Here is a 15,769-nt window from a genome sequence, read left to right as displayed (position 1 = left end):
TCAGTCCCGTGCCTTCAAAGCGCGAATGGTACCCTAGCCGCCCGCGCTGGCTGACCGCCTCGCCACGCGCTGACCCAGACCCACCTCCCGACTTCCGGACTCATCGCATGACCTTTTCCCGTCCCAGCGGCCGCACGGCCGACCAGCTGCGCCCGGTGCGCATCGAACGCGCTTTCACCCGTCACGCCGAAGGCTCGGTGCTGGTCAGCTTCGGCGACACGCGCGTGCTGTGCACCGCCAGCGTGGAAAACCGCGTGCCGGGGTTCCTCCGCGGCAAGGGCGAAGGCTGGGTGACCGCCGAATACGGCATGCTACCGCGCTCCACCCACACCCGTTCCGATCGCGAAGCCGCACGTGGCAAGCAAGGCGGGCGCACGCTGGAAATCCAGCGTCTGATCGGCCGCGCATTGCGCGCCTGTGTGGATCGCAATGCCCTGGGCGAGCGCACCATCACCCTGGACTGCGACGTGCTGCAGGCCGATGGCGGCACCCGCACCGCTGCGATCACCGGCGCCTACGTGGCGCTGGCCGATGCGGTGAACCTGCTGCTCAAGCGTGGCGACATCAAGAAGCATCCTTTAATCGGCGCCGTCGCTGCGGTGTCGGTGGGCATCTATCGCGGCGAGCCGGTGCTGGATCTGGATTACCCCGAAGACAGCGACTGCGACACCGACATGAATGTGGTGATGAATGACGGTGGCGGTTTCATCGAGCTGCAGGGCACCGCCGAAGGCCACGCGTTCCGCCGCGACGAACTCAACGCGCTGCTCGCCCTGGCCGAAAAAGGCATGGGCGAATTGTTCGCCCTGCAACGCGCTGCGCTGGCCGGATGAGCCGTCGCATTGCCCTGACCACCTTGCTGGTCGCCGACTACGATGCGGCGATCGCCTGGTACACCGGCGCGTTGGGTTTCCACGTGCTGGAAGATCGCGCACTTGGCGACGGCAAACGCTGGGTGGTGATCGGCCCGGGCAGCGCGCAGGACGCCGGCTTGCTGCTTGCGCAGCCGGCCGACGCCGCGCAGCAGGCGCGTATCGGCGACCAGACCGGTGGGCGGGTGGATCATTTCCTCTACAGCGACGACTTCTGGCGCGACCACGCGGCCATGCAGGCGTTTGGCGTGGAATTTCTGGAAACCCCGCGCGAGGAACCGTACGGCACGGTCGCTGTATTCCGCGACCTGTACGGCACCAAGTGGGATCTGCTGGAGCCCAAGCAATGAAACAATTGGTCCTGGCCAGCGGCAACGCCGGCAAGCTGGAAGAACTGCGTGCCATGCTCGCCGACCTGCCGCTGCGCATCGTGGCGCAGGGCGAACTGGGTGTCGAAGACGTGCCGGAAACCGGCCTGACCTTCGTCGAGAACGCCTTGATCAAGGCGCGTCATGCCAGCGCGGTCACCGGCCTGCCGGCGCTGGCCGACGACTCCGGCCTGATCGTCGATGCGCTCGGCGGCGCGCCCGGCTTGTACAGCGCGCGCTATGCCGGCAGCCCGACCAATGCGCGGGCCAACAACGCCAAGTTGCTCGAGGCCATGCGCGCCGTGCCGGCAGAGCGCCGCGGCGCGCGGTTTTATGCGGTGATCGTGCTGCTGCGTCACCCGGAAGATCCGCAACCGCTGATCGCCGAAGGCCGCTGGGAAGGGGTGATCACCACCGAACCGCGCGGCGATGGCGGCTTCGGCTACAACCCGGTGTTTCTGGACCCGGTGTACGGCCTGACCGCTGCGGAAATGGATACTGCGTTGAAGAACCGGCTGAGTCACCGTGCGGTGGCGTTGGCTACGTTGCAGCACAAGCTGCACGCCCTGTCGCTGTGAACGATGGCCTGATGCAGTGCCCGACCTGATCCCACCGCCGTTATCGCTGTACGTGCACCTGCCGTGGTGCGTGCGTAAATGCCCGTACTGCGATTTCAATTCGCATGCGGCCAAGGGCGTGCTGCCGTTCGAGGAGTACGTGGATGCGTTGATCCGCGATCTGGACAACGATTTGCCGCTGGTGTGGGGGCGCGTGGTGCATTCGGTGTTCTTCGGCGGTGGCACGCCGAGCCTGTTTCCGCCCGAGGCGATCGACAGATTTTTGCAAGCCGCGGCTGCGCGGCTGCGCTTCGCACCGAATCTCGAGATCACCCTGGAAACCAATCCAGGCACCGCCGAGCATGGCCGCTTCGATGGTTATCGCGCCGCCGGCGTGAACCGCCTGAGCTTCGGGGTGCAGACCTTCGACGATGTGGCGCTGCAGCGGCTCGGTCGCATCCACGACAGTGCCGAGGCCGAGCGCGCGATCAAGCTGGCGCAGGATGCCGGTTACGACAATTTCAATATCGACCTGATGTACGCGCTGCCCGAGCAGACTTTGGCGCAGGCCGAGCGCGATCTCGAACGCGCCTTTGCGCTACAGCCCACCCACATGTCGCATTACCAGCTCACGCTGGAGCCGAACACGGTGTTCTTCGCGCGGCCGCCCAAGGGGATTCCCGACGACGATGCGGCCTGGGATATCCAGGAACATTGCCAGCGTCTGCTGGCCGAGGCCGGCTACGCGCAGTACGAAGTGAGCGCCTACGCCAAGCCCGGGCGGCAATGCGCGCACAACCTCAATTATTGGCGCTTTGGCGATTATCTGGGCATTGGCGCCGGTGCACACGGCAAGATCAGTTCCGGCGCCGAGCAGCACGTACTGCGGCGGTGGAAGCACAAGCATCCGCAGAGTTATCTGGCCAGCGCCGGCACTGCGGCATCGATCGGCGGCGATGAGGTCGTGCCGCGCGCGCGGTTGCCGTTCGAATACATGCTCAATGTATTGCGCCTGCACGAAGGCTTCCGGCTGAGCGATTTCGAAGCCTCTACCGGTCTGGCGGCGTCCGAGATCGCAGCGCCGTTGGCGCGCGCGGTCGCGCAGGGCTGGATGACCGAGCAGGACGGACGCGTGATACTGACCGAACTGGGCCGCCGCTTCACCAACGATGTGGTCGAGTTGTTCCTGACCTGACGCTGGCCAGCAAACCCTCGCGAGCGCCCGTCATGCGCGCGTGACCGGCACGGCAGGTCTGGAGTGTTCGAGTGGTCCAGCGCACCGAGCAATGGCCGCGCCTGGCCACTCCAATGTCGCGCGGCAACGCGGAAAACATGCTACATAGCTCACGCTTCGAACCGAGCACACCTCCACGGATGTCCACGCCCGCCTCTTCCCTGCAGCACACACTCAGCGGCCCGATTGCCGATGCGCCGGTGTCCGCGCGCGGCCGGCATCTGCTCGCGGCACTGCACGTGCACTGCGTGCAGGCGCTCAGCGGGCCGCTGCGGCTGACCATTGTCGAGCTGGAACGCGAGTTACTGCATCAGGCCGAACATGCGCGCAACAGCCAGATCCAGGCCGAAACCTACGCGCAGACGCGTGGCTTGCGCGATCATATCGATCGGTTTCCGCCAGCCTTTCTGCAGCAGCTGGCGCAGGATCTGGCCAACCTGCGCGAGCGCCCGTCGCTGACACCGCTGGCCGATGCGCCGGCGCATCCGCAGATGCTCACGCTGGTGGAAGACACCGATATTGACCGCGACATCGTGCTCAGCGAGATCGCGCGCCGCGAAACCTCGCGCCGTGCCGATGCGCTGCAATTGCTGGCGCAACGGTTGGCGGTGATCGGCGTGGTTGCCGAATTCGAACTCGAAGAAGTCCCGCTCGGTCCTTACGCGCTGTGCCGCCTGCTGCGCCAATGCGGCGAAACGCTGGGGCTGAGCCTGGATGGGCAACTCACGCTGTACCGCGTGTTCGAGCGTCAGCTGATCGAGCGTTTGAACGATCTGTATGAGCGTGTCAACAGCGTCCTCGCACAGGAAGGCATCCTGCCGGGGCTGATCTATCACCCGTATCTGGTCAAGCCCACGCAGGTGCAGACGCGGCGCGCGCTGCCTGCATCGGCCACTGCATCAAAGGATGCTGCACCCACCAACGCGCGCGCGATGCCGCCGCGTGGCGGGCAACCGGCGACCGGCTGGAGCGGGCAGTCCGCACCGACACCGTGGCAGAGCGCCTTGCTGGATCCGTCAGATTTTCCGATGACACTGGCTGCGGCTACATACGGTGAGCAGGCAACACCTGCATTGAGCGATGCAATGCAGGCGCTTGGCGGCCTGATGTCATCGGCACGTCAATCGCAGGCGGCCGGCAACACAGGTCCATCCGCGCATCACAGTGCATCGAATCACGGCGCTGCCAATCACGGCACAGCGCCCGCAACAGGCTCGCAGGCAACAGCTGAAAGAGCATTTCCCCAGCTGGCTTCCACGGCAGTGCCCAAAGCCGCGCTCGGCGACGCGCTGGCCAGCCTGCAAGGCGCGTTAGCCGCGCAATCGACTGCAGCGGCCGGCATCGATGCGGTGCAGCGGCAGGTGCTGGAGTTGCTGCGCGCCCAGCACGGCCCGGACGCGGCGCTATCGCCGCAGGACACCGATACCTTCGACCTGCTCGGCCTGCTCTACGCGCAGATGCAACGCGAAGTGCGCGAGCAGACCCCGGCGCAGACCTTGCTTGCCAAGTTGCAGGTACCGGTGGTGCGCGCGGCATTGGCCGACACGCATTTTTTCGTGCGCGATCAGCACCCGGTGCGCGAATTGCTCAACACCGTGGCCGAGTCCGGTGCGGTATGGCTGGGCGAGGACGATGTCGACCCGCAGTTGCTGCACAAGCTGGGCAATGCGGTCGACAAGATCGTCAACGACTATCACGGCGACGAAAGCGTTTTCGCTGCGGCCAACGACGAGATCCAGACCCATCTACGCGCACTGGCGCGCAAGGCCGAGGTCGCCGAGCGCCGCCATGTGGATGCCGCACGCGGCAAGGAGCGGCTGGAATCGGCCAAGCAACAGGCCGCCGAGCGCATCGAAGATCTGTGCGAGCAGAGCGCGCCGCCGCGTTTCGTGCAATCGCTGCTGCGCCAGGCGTGGTCGGACGTGCTCACGCTCACGCTGCTGCGGCAAGGCGAGCAATCGCCCGAATGGGATGAGCGCCAGGCACTGACGGCGCGTATCGCCGAGGTCACCTGTCTGAGCAAGGGTCAGCCCACCGACACCGCGCTCGGTGGCGATGTCCAAACCGCGCTGCTACAGATCGGCTATCACCAGGACGAAGCGGCAGCGATCGCGCGGCGCCTGTCCACGCCCGGTGGCGAAGATGAGATGACCTCGCGCACCGAACTCACCGCCAAACTCAGGGCGCGCACGCGGCTGGGCGACCAGGGCGACAACGCCCCGCGCAAGGACATCGCTACACCGCGCTCGCCGGCCGAAGAAGCGTGCTACACGCAGTTGCGCAGCCTGCCATTCGGTACCTGGTTCGAATTCGTGGTCAACCAGCAGGGCGACCTGCGTCGGCAACGGCTGTCCTGGTACAGCCCGATGACCGACAACGCGTTGTTCGTCAATCAGCGTGGGCAAAAGATCGGCGAGCAGTCGCTGGATGGTCTGGCGCGGCTGATGGCCGGCGGTCAGGCGCGCTTGCTGATCGAAGAAAAATCGCGTCTGATCGACCGCGCCTGGCATGCCACCGTGCGTACGTTACGTCACCTTGCCGGCCAGTCGCCTGCTGCAGAGGTCGCCCCATGATCCAGGACACCCGTCGCGCACCGCGCCGTCAACCGACCGATCTGGTGCCGGTCACCGACATGCTCAGCGAGGCGCAGATCGGCCGGGTCGGTAATGTGTCGGAAACCGGCATGCTGCTGCTGGCTTCGGTTCCGCTGCATGACGACGCCTTGTATCAATTGCGCTTCACCCTGCCCGAGCGCGTAGGCCGCGCCACCGAGATCGATGTCGGCGTGCACCTGCTGTGGTCCGAAGCCGCGCACGCTCCCGGACAGGCCTGGGCCGGTTTTCGCTTTCTGACGATGTCGGAGCCGCATCGGCGACGCCTGCGCGCCTGGATCGCCGAGGAACACATGGCCGGCTGAAGGCACAGCGCCGCTGCCAGGATTGCGGCAAAATTGCGCATTGCCTTTGCATTGCCGATCGAGCCCCGCATGACCCAGCCGTCCTTGAGCCACCTGTATTCCGACCACCTGCGCACGCTGACCGCGCGCGCCGATCAGGCGCTGCAGCGCGGCGGCTTCGATCATCTGGTCGTGCCCAGCGGCAGCCTGCATTACCAGGTGTTCGACGACCGCGATTACCCGTACGCGGTCAACCCGCAATTCAAGGCCTGGGTGCCACTGACGCGGGTGCCCAACAGCTGGCTGATCTACACCCCGGGCAAGCGCCCGACGGTGATCTTCTACCAGCCGTTCGACTACTGGCATGTGGTGCCTGACGCCCCCAGCGGCTGGTGGGTGGAGCACTGCGACATCCACATCATCCGCACCCCGGACGAAGCATTGACACTGCTGCCCAAACAGCCCGAGCGCTGCGCAATTCTCGGCGAAGCGCAGAGTGCGCTCGGCGCCTATGTGCCGAACAATCCGCAGCCGTTAATCGATTACCTGGACTACCAGCGCGCCTTCAAGACCCCATACGAACTCGCACTGCTGCGCATTGCCCAGCAGCTGGCAGTGCGCGGCCATCGCGCCGCCGAAGCGGCATTCCGTGCAGGCCAAAGTGAGTTCGGCATCCACATGGCGTATTGCGCAGCCGTGGGCCAGGACGCCAACGAACTGCCGTACGGCAACATCATTGCGCTCAACGAACACGGCGCAGTGCTGCACTACACCGAACTCGGCCAGCAGCCGCCGCAACCGCTGCGCAGCTTTTTGATCGATGCGGGCGCTTCGGCCTACGGCTACGCCAGCGACATCACCCGCACCTATGCCGCCGACCCGGGCAGCGAATTCCAGGCACTCATTGATGCAGTCGACGCCGCACAGATCCGTATGGGCCAGAACGTGCGCGCGGGCGTGGATTACAAGCAGCTGCATGTGGAGGCGCATCTGGCGTTGATGGGCATCCTCAAGGACTTCGGCATTCTCACCGTGTCGCCGGAAGCCGCGCTCGCCACCGGCGTCAGCGCCGCGTTCTTCCCGCACGGGCTGGGCCATCTGATCGGCTTGCAGGTGCACGATGTCGCCGGCTTCGCAGCCAGCGACCGCGGCGGCCGCATCGAGCGCCCCGCCGGTCACCCGTATCTACGCCTGACCCGCGTGCTCGAACCGGGCATGGTGGTCACCATCGAGCCGGGCGTGTACTTCATCGACATGCTGCTGGACGAAGTGAAGAAGAACGGCCACGCCGCCAGCATCGACTGGCAGCGCGTCGACCACTTCAAACCCTACGGCGGCATCCGCATCGAAGACGAAGTGGTGTGCACTGATGGCGCTCCCGAAAACCTGACGCGCCCAGTGTTTGCCGCACCATAAATTATTCTGCACAGCACGGAGCATCGCCATGAACGATCCACGCCAACCCTCGCACCCGGACCATCCGATGTATCAGCAGATCGAGCGCGGTGTGCACGCGATCGACGCCGCACACGGGCGCGAGCCCGACCAGACCAGCGCGCGGCTCACTGCCGCGTTGCTGCCGCTGGCCAAGGAAGGCGGCTTGTCGCGCGTGGATCACGTACTGATGAGCGAGGCCAACAACAAAGGTGTGCACGGCGGCGAGAACGTCTTCGTGGTGCAAGGCGACCCGGCCAACCCGGCGCATCTGCGCGCGCATATGAAAACCGAGCAGGCACTTGGCATGCCGGAAAAACAATCGTTCGAGCGTGCGCGGCAGCTTGCGTCGCCGGACGAGCAAGTCCAGCCACCAGAACCCACGCAGACACCGCGGTTGAGGCAGTAAGATCGGCTAATAAAACGACTGAGCGGATGCCTAACAGTGAGCGCAGGGTTTTGTCAGCCGCATCTTGGTGATTGCCGTCAGAAGTCCAGGTCAACCGCTGAGTCGGTCGAGGGCGCGGTGCCCTCGCCGCTCGCGGGACACGCCGCAAGTACGTCCATGTAGGCTCGGTGGCGGTATCCATGCCGCCACACGGTCCCGCAATCGGCGAGGACACCGCACCAGAAGTCAGTCGGTTGCTTTGTTGAAAACCATGCACACCGACCATCTCCACTGGTCCTTGCCCGCCCACCGTCGCGGGACCTTATGCGGCATGGATGCCGCATAAGAGCTTACAGGGACGCACTTGCAGCGTGTCCCGCGATGGTGGACGGGCAAGGGCCCTGCAGCCAGGCCGCAGATCAGCCGCCCTGCAGCAGGCCGGCATGAAGTCGTTCTGTTAGCTGTTCTAAGTAAGGCGATAAACCCGATTCGACGCGTCGTCGATGCGACGCGCGTTGGACGCAACATTACGCAACGCTGCCGGCCATCTCCGCTTCGATCTCGTCGGCACTGCGCGCCAGCGCATCGGTCAACACGCGATGGCCTTCGGCGGTGATCAGCACGTTGTCTTCGGTGCGGATGCCGATACCGCGCCACCTGGCCTCCGCCGTGGTGTCGTCGGCGGAAATATAGAGCCCCGGTTCGATGGTGAACACCATGCCGGGTTCGAGCAGACGCGAGTCGCCTGCCAGCCGGTAGTCGCCTACATCGTGCACATCCAGGCCCAGCCAGTGGCCGGTCTTGTGCCGATAAAAGCGCTTGTAATGGCCATCGGCGATGTTGCGTTCCAGCGTGCCCTTGAGCAGCCCCAGGCGCAGCAATCCTTCGGTCAAGGTTTCCACTGCGGCCAGATGCCCGGCTTCGTACGCTACGCCGGGGCGCGCCTGCGCGAGTGCGGCAGCCTGCGACGCACCGACCAGATCGTGCAGCGCGCGCTGTGCCGGCGTGAAGCGGCCATTGACCGGAAAGGTGCGGGTGATATCGGCTGCATAGCCGCGATATTCGGCGCCGGCATCGATCAGCACCAGCTCGCCGTCGCGGCTGCGCGCATTGTTGGCGCGGTAGTGCAGCACACAGGCATTGCTGCCGGTGCCGACGATACTGCCGTACGCCGGCCACGCATCGGCAGCGCGAAATTCGCGCTCGACCTCGGCCTGAAATTCGTACTCATGCACGCCCGGCCGTGCCAATCGCATCGCGGCGCGATGCGCACGTACGCTGATGTCGGCGGCCTGCTGCATCAACGCGATTTCATCGCGCGATTTGAACAGCCGCTGCTCGTGCAGCAGATGTCCCAATTCCAGGAATTCATGCGGGGGTTGCGCGCCGTGGCGCACCTGCTCGCGCACGCGCTTGAGCCAGCCGATCAACTTGAGATCGAAGTCGACATCGCGCCCGAAGTGGTAGTAGACGCGGCTACGGCCTTCCAGCAACCCCGGCAGGATCTCGTCGACATCGTCGATGGGATACGCATCGTCCATGCCGTAATGCGCTACCGCGCCTTCCTGACCTTCGCGCGGGCCATCCCAGGCTTCGCGCTCGGCATTGCGCTCGCGGCAGAACAGGATCGCCTCGCCATGCTTGCGCCCGGGCACTAGCACCAGCACCGCTTCCGGCTCCGGAAAGCCACTCAGGTACCAGAAATCCGAATCCTGCCGGTACGGGTAATGGGTGTCGTGGCTGCGTACCCGCTCGGGTGCGGCCGGCAGGATCAGAATCGCCTGCTCGCCGGCCATCTGCATCAACTGCTTGCGCCGGCGCGCGTATTCGGCCGCGCCGATCCCGGTGAGCTTTTTCATGTCGGTCGCGCCGTCAGTTCAAACGTTGGCGGAAACGCGGCCCCATCACGCAGTCGCCATGCAGCAACAGCACCGCCACGCGCACGAACTCTTCGATCTCCGCCAGCGCGGTGTCGTCTTCGTCGGCGGCATCGAAATCGTCGCTGGAGGCCTGCGCCAGCCGCGCCAGGTCCTGCAGCGCTTCTTCGCCCTCTTCGGTCAGTGCCGGGCGCTGCTTTGCAGCCAGACCGAACCCGCCCAGGAAGGCACGACACCAGTCGAACAAGGCGTCGGTACGCGCCGCCAGCGGTGCGCCGTCGTCGATCAACAGGAGCTCGAAGGCGAAATCGCGGTCTTCCAGCTGCGCCACCGTGGCCTGGCGCATCTGGTCCAGTGCGCCGCCCTGCTTGGGCGGTACCTGCGCCACGTCGGCCAGCACGTGCCCCAGCCAGTCGCCGCTGTCGGCGCCACCACCGGAGAGCCACCCGCACAGCCCACCATGCAACTCCGCCGCAGAGGACGCCAGCGCCAACTGGCGACTCTCGTTTTGCACAGCGGTTACGTCAGGCAGATCCATCAGGTCATCCAGGCTAAGAACAGAAGGGGCCGGCACACCGGCCGGCGATCAGACTTCCCAGTGTATCAAGGCACCCCGCCCCGGCTGCTACTGCCGCGTTCCATGCAGCGTTCCACGCGCACGACGCCGGCTTAGCTCGAGCCAGCGCCAGCCCTTGTCGGGATTGGCCTGACGGCGGGTGAGCGGGCTGTGATCGCGCGCTTGACCGCCGCGCGCACGCGCCCCTATCGTGGGCGTATGGACAACGCTGCCGCCCTCGCCCAACTCCGCGCACTTGCCGCCCGCGTGGAGGCGTTGGTCGAGCGCACCCAACGGTTGACCGACGAGAACCGCAGCCTGCGTCATCAGCAGGAGCAGTTGATCGGCGAGCGTGCGCAGTTGCTGACCAAGAACGAACAGGCGCGCTCGCGCGTGGAAGCGATGATCGTGCGCTTGAAGTCACTGGAGCAACACACGTGAGCAACAACGAGCCGGTGAGCGTGCGTATTCTGGATCGTGAATACACGGTTGGCGTTACCGCAGACGAACGCGAGAGTCTCACTGCTGCAGCACGTCTGCTGGATCTGCGCATGCGCGAGATCCGTGGCAGCAATCGCATGGCGGCGGTGGATCGCGTTGCAGTGCTGGCCGCGCTCAATCTGGCGCACGAATTGCAGCAACTGCGCGAACAGCAAGCGCTCTACGAGCGTGAGTTGGCGAACACGCTTGACAACTTGAATCGTCGTCTCGACAGCGTGGCCGACACACCGCGTTGAAGTGCAATTCGCACTGTCGTCGCAAATATGAATTTTCAATCGTGCCGGCCGACGAATGGGCTAGCCATCGCGCAACAGAGGTCTATACTTCACCTGCGTTCTCTGCTGTAAACGACAGCGTGCAAAACATTCGCCTTGTCCCTTAATTACGACCACGGGGGCGCGACGAAGCCGGGAGTGCAAGTCCGCCTTGTAGCGGGAAGCCCGATGGCCTCACAACGTCCCCACTTGAACCCCGGGTTCAAGGTCGTTTCGCCCGCATCGTTCATGGCGGAGAATGCAAATCTGAAACGGCGCCTTCGGGCGTCGTTTCTTTTTGTGTGTCTGAAACAATGCGTCATCCCTTCCGCCATGAGACACCCATGACCGACGACCGAGATGCATTGCGCCAGCAGTTGCGTGCGCAACGCCGCAGCCTGCCGGCAACACAGCGACTGGCGGCCGCCGATGCGTTGGCCGAACGCCTGCTGGCGCTGCCGTTCGCACCGCAGGCCGGTGCGGTGGCCGGGTACTGGGCGATGGATGGCGAAATCGCATTGCACCGGTGGCAACTGAGTCTGCCGGCCGGCGTGCGCTATTGCCTGCCGGTGCTGGACGGACGCGTGCTGCGCTTCGCGCCGTGGCGGCCGGGCCAGGGCCTGGTCAGCAACCGCTACGGCATTCCCGAACCGGACGTGGAGCGCGCCGAGCTGCTTGCACCCGAGGAAATGGCATTGGTGATCACGCCGCTGACCGGCTTCGATGCGCAGTGCCGGCGGCTAGGCATGGGAGGCGGCTGGTATGATCGCAGCTTCGCGTTTCGGCATCGCCAGGCGCCGCCGCCCTGGCTGGTCGGCGTCGGCTTCGCTGCACAACAGGTTCCCGCCTTGCCCGCAGAATCGTGGGACGTGGCGGTGGATGCCGTCTGCACCGAACGCGCCACCTTCTTGAAAAACGACACCGTGTCCGTATGACTGCCCGCAAGCGCTACTGGTTGATGAAGTCCGAGCCGGACACGTTTTCCATCGATGATCTGGAGCGCGTCGGCACCGAGCCGTGGAACGGCGTGCGCAATTACCAGGCGCGAAATTTCATGCGCGACGGCATGCATGTGGGCGATGGGGTGTTCTTCTACCACTCCAACTGCAAGGTGCCGGGCATTGTCGGCATCGCCAAGGTCGCCAGCGCGGCCTACCCGGACGACACCCAGTTCGACCCCAAATCCGATTACCACGACCCCAAGGCCAGCCGCGAAGATCCGCGCTGGATGCTGGTGGACGTGGCCTTCGAGCGCAAACTCAAGCGCACGATTGCGCTGGACGAAATCAAGCAGCAGGCCGATGCGCTGGGCGAAGGTTTCCCGCTGATCGCACGCGGCAATCGCCTGTCGATCCTGCCGGTGACTGCCGCGCAGTGGAAGCTGCTGCTGGCGATGGAATCGCCGTGACTCGGGATTGGGCATTGGGGATTGGCCCACTGCCCGCCCGCGTCGCACCGCTTTGACGAATCCCCAATCCCCAATCCCGAGCTCTTACCCATGTCCGAAGCAAAACGCCTGGCTGCCGAAAAAGCGATCGATTACGTGGAAGACGGCATGATCGTCGGCGTGGGCACCGGCTCGACGGTGGCCTACTTCATCGACGCACTGGGCCGCATCGCCCATCGCATCAAGGGGGCGGTGTCCAGCTCCGAGCAGAGCAGCGCGCAGCTCAAGCGCCACGGTATCGAGGTGCTGGATCTCAATCACACCGGCAACCTGTCGCTGTATGTGGACGGCGCCGACGAGTGCGACCCGAACCGCTGCCTGATCAAGGGCGGCGGCGCGGCGTTGACGCGCGAGAAGATCATCGCCGAGGCCAGCGAGCGCTTCATCTGCATCATCGACCCGAGCAAGCAGGTGCCGGTGCTGGGCACCTTCCCGTTGCCGGTGGAAGTGATTCCGATGGCGCGCAGTTTGGTGGCCCGTCAGATCCTGGCGCTCACCGGCGGCCAGCCGGTGTGGCGCGATAACGTGATCACCGACAACGGCAATGTGGTGCTGGACGTGCACAACCTGCAGATCACCGACCCGGTGGCGCTGGAGCGCAGTTTGAACCAGATTCCCGGCGTGGTCTGCGTGGGCCTGTTCGCGCGTCGCCCGGCCGATGTGGTGATCGTCGGTGGCGAACCGCCGCGCGTGATCTGAGCGGTGACATGCGCGCGTTCGCGCGCGCATTTCCGGCCTGCGGCGCGAAGCCACTGCGGGCCGCCCACCTACTGCACGCGATGACCGGCCCAACCCACCACGCCGGCTTGACGCACGCGGCCGCTTGGCAGATGGTGCGCCATTCCCGTCCGTTGGTACGCCGCATGCGCCATTTTCGCTTTCTCGCCCTCGCCTGCCTGATCCTGCTGAGCGGCTGCGCTAGCGCCGGTAGCGCGTGGGTGGAACTGGCCGGCACGCGTTATCAGGTGGAACTGGCGCAGAACGACGCCGATCGCGCAAAGGGCCTGATGTTCCGCGATGCCATGGCCGACGATCACGGCATGCTGTTCATCCACGACCGCCAGGAGCCGCTGGCGTACTGGATGAAGAACACCAAGATCGCGCTGGATATCCTGTATTTCGACAACCAGCGCCAGCTGGTGTCGCAGCAACGCGACGTGCCGCCGTGTTCGGCCGGCGATGCCTGCCCGCCCTACCCCAGCAAGCAGCCCGCCCGTTACGTGCTGGAGCTCAATGCCGGCCAGGCCGCCAAGCTCAATCTGCAGGACGGCGCCACGCTGAATTTCAGCCCGGACATCCCGAAGCTCAAGTAAATCTCACACCACAGGCCATTCCTGTCAGGAAGTACCGGACTTGAACCACGCGCCGCTTGCCGACACTCTTGGCAGTATGGTCGACATGCTCCCACTTCCCCATTGGACCGCGCTCGCCAGCCTGGACGACGACGCGGTGCCGTTGATGTCCACCGCGCTGCTGATCGCACGCGACGAGTATCCGCAGCTGGATGCCGAGTTGTACGACACGCTGGTGCAAAGCCATGTCGAGCATCTGCGCCGTGAAGTAGAGGCGATCGACCTGTGGCCGCTGAAGATGGCCGCCGTGAATCGCTATCTGTTCGACGAGCTGGGGTACTCGGGCAATCACGACGAGTATTACGACCCGCGCAACAGCTACCTCAATCAGGTCTTCGAGCGCCGCCTGGGCAACCCGATCTCGCTGGCGATGGTGCAGATCGAAGTCGCGCGCCGGCTAGGCATTCCGCTGGCGGGCGTGTCGTTTCCCGGGCATTTTCTGGTGCGTTTGCCGGTGGACGACGGCGTGCTGGTGATGGACCCGTTCAACGGCGGACGCCCGCTGGGTGTGGACGAGTTGCGCGAGCGTGCGCGTCCGCATCTGGGTGGCGAGGTTCCCGACGACCGCGCCCTGGCGCAGATTCTCGACCCGGCGCCGCACCGTGCGATCCTGATCCGTATCCTGCGCAATCTGCACGGTGTGTACGCCGATGCCGAGCACTGGGACCGCGCCGCGCGCAGCGCCGATCGCATCCTGAAGCTGGTGCCGGACCAGCCCGAAGCGCTGCGCGACCGCGGCATGGCCTATCTGCATCTGGGCCACCGCAACGGCGCACGCCACGATCTGTCGCGCTATCTGCAGCTCAACCCCAGTGCGCAGGATGCGACCAATCTGCATGAGCATCTGGTCGAGCTGAACGGTCAGCGCGCGCACGCGCACTGAAATCACCGCCAGCTGCGCGTGCGTCGGCGTCACGCGACCGGCGCAGGCGAGGTTCTGGCGCGAAAAACGCAGTCACTCAACTGCGCTGCAAAGCGCCTCAGCCGATCTCGATCATCTCGAAGTCGTCCTTGGTCACGCCGCAATCGGGGCAGGTCCAGGTCTCGGGAACGTCCTGCCAGGCGGTGCCCGGGGCGATGCCTTCTTCGGGGATGCCGTCGGCCTCGTGGTAGAGAAACCCGCAGACGACGCACATCCAGGTGCGGTAGGTGGTCGTGGATGTCTCGCTCATCGGATAATCGCGGTCACGCAACGGTGGGACTGCATTGTCCCATCCCACCCACCGCTTCCGGAAGCGCTGCCATGCCCGACCTGCACAACGCCCGCGGCGTCTACCTGATCACTCCAGACGAGCCCGACACTGCGCGCCTGCTCGCGCGCACGCGACCGCTGCTGCCTGCCGTCACCTGGCTGCAGTACCGCAACAAGCAGGCCACCACGCCGCTGCGATTGGAACAGGCCAGCGCGCTGCGCGAGGCCTGCGCTGCGCACGGTGTGCCGTTGATCATCAACGACGATGCGCAGTTGGCGTTGCAGGTGGGCGCGCAGGGCGTGCATCTGGGCGAAGACGATGGCGAGGTGGCGGCGGCACGCGCGCTGTTGGGCGCGCAGGCCATCATCGGGGTATCGTGCTACGACGAGATCGCGCGTGCGCAGGCGGCGGTGGCGGCCGGTGCGAGCTATGTGGCCTTCGGTGCGTTCTTCCCGACCACGACCAAGGTGACGACACGTCGCGCCTCGCCTGCGCTGTTGCAGCAGGCCGCTGCGCTGGGAGTGCCGCGCGTGGCGATCGGCGGCATCGCGGCTGCGCAGGTGCCGGAGTTGGTAGCAGCAGGCGCCGAGTTGATTGCGGTGGTTAGTGGCGTGTACGCCGCGCCGGATCCGGTCGCAGCAGTGCAGGCATATCGGGCCGGGTTTGCGCAGTAGCGCTGCTGGCAGACGACAGAGTTGCCGGCGACACGTGCTGTCCAAGACGCAAGACCATCAGGATTTCGAGTCGTAGCGATGTTTGATGCAGTCGCAAGCTCAGGTCAAAAGCTTGGTTGGTCGAGGGCGCGGTGCCCTCACCGCTCGCGGGACACGCCGTGAATCC

The 15,769-nt window shown here is 65.3% G+C and carries 19 protein-coding genes and 1 other RNA gene; 17 read left to right on the top strand and 3 right to left on the bottom strand.

Features of this window, described 5'->3' with window-relative positions:
- Window positions 1-107 precede the first annotated feature (107 nt).
- From rph to AC1PLU_RS04935, 8 genes are all read left to right on the top strand, one after another.
- Window positions 108-833, top strand: coding sequence for a ribonuclease PH (rph, locus tag AC1PLU_RS04970; protein WP_005996762.1), 726 nt, complete (start codon window positions 108-110; stop codon window positions 831-833).
- Window positions 830-1,222 carry a VOC family protein gene (locus AC1PLU_RS04965; protein WP_481107877.1) on the top strand — a complete coding sequence of 131 codons (393 nt, stop codon included), beginning with the start codon at window positions 830-832 and terminating at the stop codon, window positions 1,220-1,222. The genes rph and AC1PLU_RS04965 overlap by 4 nt, the downstream gene beginning before the upstream one ends.
- Window positions 1,219-1,818, top strand: a complete 600-nt coding sequence (gene rdgB / locus AC1PLU_RS04960; RefSeq protein ID WP_481107876.1) for an RdgB/HAM1 family non-canonical purine NTP pyrophosphatase — start codon at window positions 1,219-1,221, stop codon at window positions 1,816-1,818. Before AC1PLU_RS04965 ends, rdgB begins: the two co-directional genes overlap by 4 nt.
- A 16-nt stretch (window positions 1,819-1,834) precedes the next feature.
- Entirely contained in the window at window positions 1,835-2,992 is a 1,158-nt protein-coding gene (hemW, locus tag AC1PLU_RS04955; protein WP_481107875.1) for a radical SAM family heme chaperone HemW, read from the top strand.
- A gap of 179 nt (window positions 2,993-3,171) precedes the next feature.
- Window positions 3,172-5,604, top strand: coding sequence for a DUF1631 domain-containing protein (locus AC1PLU_RS04950; protein WP_481107874.1), 2,433 nt, complete (start codon window positions 3,172-3,174; stop codon window positions 5,602-5,604).
- Window positions 5,601-5,948: a PilZ domain-containing protein gene (locus AC1PLU_RS04945; RefSeq protein WP_006451372.1), complete on the top strand. Its 348-nt coding sequence runs from the start codon at window positions 5,601-5,603 to the stop codon at window positions 5,946-5,948. The genes AC1PLU_RS04950 and AC1PLU_RS04945 overlap by 4 nt, the downstream gene beginning before the upstream one ends.
- A 69-nt stretch (window positions 5,949-6,017) precedes the next feature.
- The gene (pepQ, locus tag AC1PLU_RS04940; RefSeq protein ID WP_481107873.1) at window positions 6,018-7,343 is read left to right on the top strand and encodes a Xaa-Pro dipeptidase; all 1,326 of its coding nucleotides are present in this window, start codon (window positions 6,018-6,020) and stop codon (window positions 7,341-7,343) included.
- Window positions 7,344-7,371: 28 nt separating this feature from the next.
- On the top strand, window positions 7,372-7,770 hold the full coding sequence (locus AC1PLU_RS04935; RefSeq protein WP_481107872.1) for an XVIPCD domain-containing protein: 399 nt from the start codon (window positions 7,372-7,374) through the stop codon (window positions 7,768-7,770).
- Between the two features lie 506 nt (window positions 7,771-8,276).
- Here AC1PLU_RS04935 and AC1PLU_RS04930 read toward each other — a convergent pair.
- Window positions 8,277-9,608: an aminopeptidase P N-terminal domain-containing protein gene (locus AC1PLU_RS04930; RefSeq protein WP_481107871.1), complete on the bottom strand. Its 1,332-nt coding sequence runs from the start codon at window positions 9,606-9,608 to the stop codon at window positions 8,277-8,279.
- 13 nt (window positions 9,609-9,621) lie between these two features.
- Complete coding sequence (locus AC1PLU_RS04925; protein WP_006451375.1) at window positions 9,622-10,164, bottom strand: YecA/YgfB family protein; 543 nt, start codon at window positions 10,162-10,164, stop codon at window positions 9,622-9,624.
- A gap of 237 nt (window positions 10,165-10,401) precedes the next feature.
- Between AC1PLU_RS04925 and AC1PLU_RS04920 the strand changes: the two genes are divergently transcribed.
- The 8 genes from AC1PLU_RS04920 (at window position 10,402) to AC1PLU_RS04885 (ending at window position 14,619) form a co-directional block, all read left to right on the top strand.
- Window positions 10,402-10,623, top strand: coding sequence for a TIGR02449 family protein (locus AC1PLU_RS04920; RefSeq protein ID WP_011038363.1), 222 nt, complete (start codon window positions 10,402-10,404; stop codon window positions 10,621-10,623).
- Complete coding sequence (locus tag AC1PLU_RS04915; protein WP_006451377.1) at window positions 10,620-10,919, top strand: cell division protein ZapA; 300 nt, start codon at window positions 10,620-10,622, stop codon at window positions 10,917-10,919. Before AC1PLU_RS04920 ends, AC1PLU_RS04915 begins: the two co-directional genes overlap by 4 nt.
- A 96-nt stretch (window positions 10,920-11,015) precedes the next feature.
- A non-coding RNA gene (gene ssrS, locus AC1PLU_RS04910) (6S RNA) lies at window positions 11,016-11,200 on the top strand.
- An 81-nt stretch (window positions 11,201-11,281) separates the two neighbouring features.
- On the top strand, window positions 11,282-11,872 hold the full coding sequence (locus AC1PLU_RS04905) for a 5-formyltetrahydrofolate cyclo-ligase (RefSeq protein ID WP_481107870.1): 591 nt from the start codon (window positions 11,282-11,284) through the stop codon (window positions 11,870-11,872).
- Entirely contained in the window at window positions 11,869-12,345 is a 477-nt protein-coding gene (locus AC1PLU_RS04900) for an EVE domain-containing protein (protein ID WP_481107869.1), read from the top strand. The genes AC1PLU_RS04905 and AC1PLU_RS04900 overlap by 4 nt, the downstream gene beginning before the upstream one ends.
- A gap of 90 nt (window positions 12,346-12,435) precedes the next feature.
- The gene (gene rpiA, locus AC1PLU_RS04895; protein ID WP_115040887.1) at window positions 12,436-13,083 is read left to right on the top strand and encodes a ribose-5-phosphate isomerase RpiA; all 648 of its coding nucleotides are present in this window, start codon (window positions 12,436-12,438) and stop codon (window positions 13,081-13,083) included.
- Between the two features lie 164 nt (window positions 13,084-13,247).
- The gene (locus AC1PLU_RS04890) at window positions 13,248-13,697 is read left to right on the top strand and encodes a DUF192 domain-containing protein (RefSeq protein WP_481107868.1); all 450 of its coding nucleotides are present in this window, start codon (window positions 13,248-13,250) and stop codon (window positions 13,695-13,697) included.
- A gap of 40 nt (window positions 13,698-13,737) precedes the next feature.
- On the top strand, window positions 13,738-14,619 hold the full coding sequence (locus tag AC1PLU_RS04885) for a SirB1 family protein (RefSeq protein ID WP_481107867.1): 882 nt from the start codon (window positions 13,738-13,740) through the stop codon (window positions 14,617-14,619).
- 97 nt (window positions 14,620-14,716) lie between these two features.
- Here AC1PLU_RS04885 and AC1PLU_RS04880 read toward each other — a convergent pair whose 3' ends face one another.
- Window positions 14,717-14,956 carry a rubredoxin gene (locus AC1PLU_RS04880; RefSeq protein WP_229009144.1) on the bottom strand — a complete coding sequence of 80 codons (240 nt, stop codon included), beginning with the start codon at window positions 14,954-14,956 and terminating at the stop codon, window positions 14,717-14,719.
- 23 nt (window positions 14,957-14,979) lie between these two features.
- On the opposite strand from AC1PLU_RS04880, the gene thiE reads away from it, so the two are divergent.
- Window positions 14,980-15,603, top strand: a complete 624-nt coding sequence (gene thiE, locus AC1PLU_RS04875) for a thiamine phosphate synthase (RefSeq protein WP_115040889.1) — start codon at window positions 14,980-14,982, stop codon at window positions 15,601-15,603.
- Window positions 15,604-15,769: the final 166 nt, after the last annotated feature.

Source organism: Xanthomonas sp. NCPPB 2933 (assembly GCF_056725225.1).
This window is presented reverse-complemented; position numbering and strand designations above follow the sequence as displayed.

What these genes read in the sequence shown, in the direction of transcription:
- rph (WP_005996762.1), top strand. Translation starts at nt 108, where the DNA reads ATGACCTTTTCCCGTCCCAGCGGCCGCACGGCCGACCAGCTGCGCCCG.
- AC1PLU_RS04965 (WP_481107877.1), top strand. Translation starts at nt 830, where the DNA reads ATGAGCCGTCGCATTGCCCTGACCACCTTGCTGGTCGCCGACTACGAT.
- rdgB (WP_481107876.1), top strand. Translation starts at nt 1,219, where the DNA reads ATGAAACAATTGGTCCTGGCCAGCGGCAACGCCGGCAAGCTGGAAGAA.
- AC1PLU_RS04950 (WP_481107874.1), top strand. Translation starts at nt 3,172, where the DNA reads ATGTCCACGCCCGCCTCTTCCCTGCAGCACACACTCAGCGGCCCGATT.
- AC1PLU_RS04945 (WP_006451372.1), top strand. Translation starts at nt 5,601, where the DNA reads ATGATCCAGGACACCCGTCGCGCACCGCGCCGTCAACCGACCGATCTG.
- pepQ (WP_481107873.1), top strand. Translation starts at nt 6,018, where the DNA reads ATGACCCAGCCGTCCTTGAGCCACCTGTATTCCGACCACCTGCGCACG.
- AC1PLU_RS04935 (WP_481107872.1), top strand. Translation starts at nt 7,372, where the DNA reads ATGAACGATCCACGCCAACCCTCGCACCCGGACCATCCGATGTATCAG.
- AC1PLU_RS04930 (WP_481107871.1), bottom strand. Translation starts at nt 9,608, where the DNA reads ATGAAAAAGCTCACCGGGATCGGCGCGGCCGAATACGCGCGCCGGCGC.
- AC1PLU_RS04925 (WP_006451375.1), bottom strand. Translation starts at nt 10,164, where the DNA reads ATGGATCTGCCTGACGTAACCGCTGTGCAAAACGAGAGTCGCCAGTTG.
- AC1PLU_RS04920 (WP_011038363.1), top strand. Translation starts at nt 10,402, where the DNA reads ATGGACAACGCTGCCGCCCTCGCCCAACTCCGCGCACTTGCCGCCCGC.
- AC1PLU_RS04905 (WP_481107870.1), top strand. Translation starts at nt 11,282, where the DNA reads ATGACCGACGACCGAGATGCATTGCGCCAGCAGTTGCGTGCGCAACGC.
- AC1PLU_RS04900 (WP_481107869.1), top strand. Translation starts at nt 11,869, where the DNA reads ATGACTGCCCGCAAGCGCTACTGGTTGATGAAGTCCGAGCCGGACACG.
- rpiA (WP_115040887.1), top strand. Translation starts at nt 12,436, where the DNA reads ATGTCCGAAGCAAAACGCCTGGCTGCCGAAAAAGCGATCGATTACGTG.
- AC1PLU_RS04890 (WP_481107868.1), top strand. Translation starts at nt 13,248, where the DNA reads ATGCGCCATTTTCGCTTTCTCGCCCTCGCCTGCCTGATCCTGCTGAGC.
- thiE (WP_115040889.1), top strand. Translation starts at nt 14,980, where the DNA reads ATGCCCGACCTGCACAACGCCCGCGGCGTCTACCTGATCACTCCAGAC.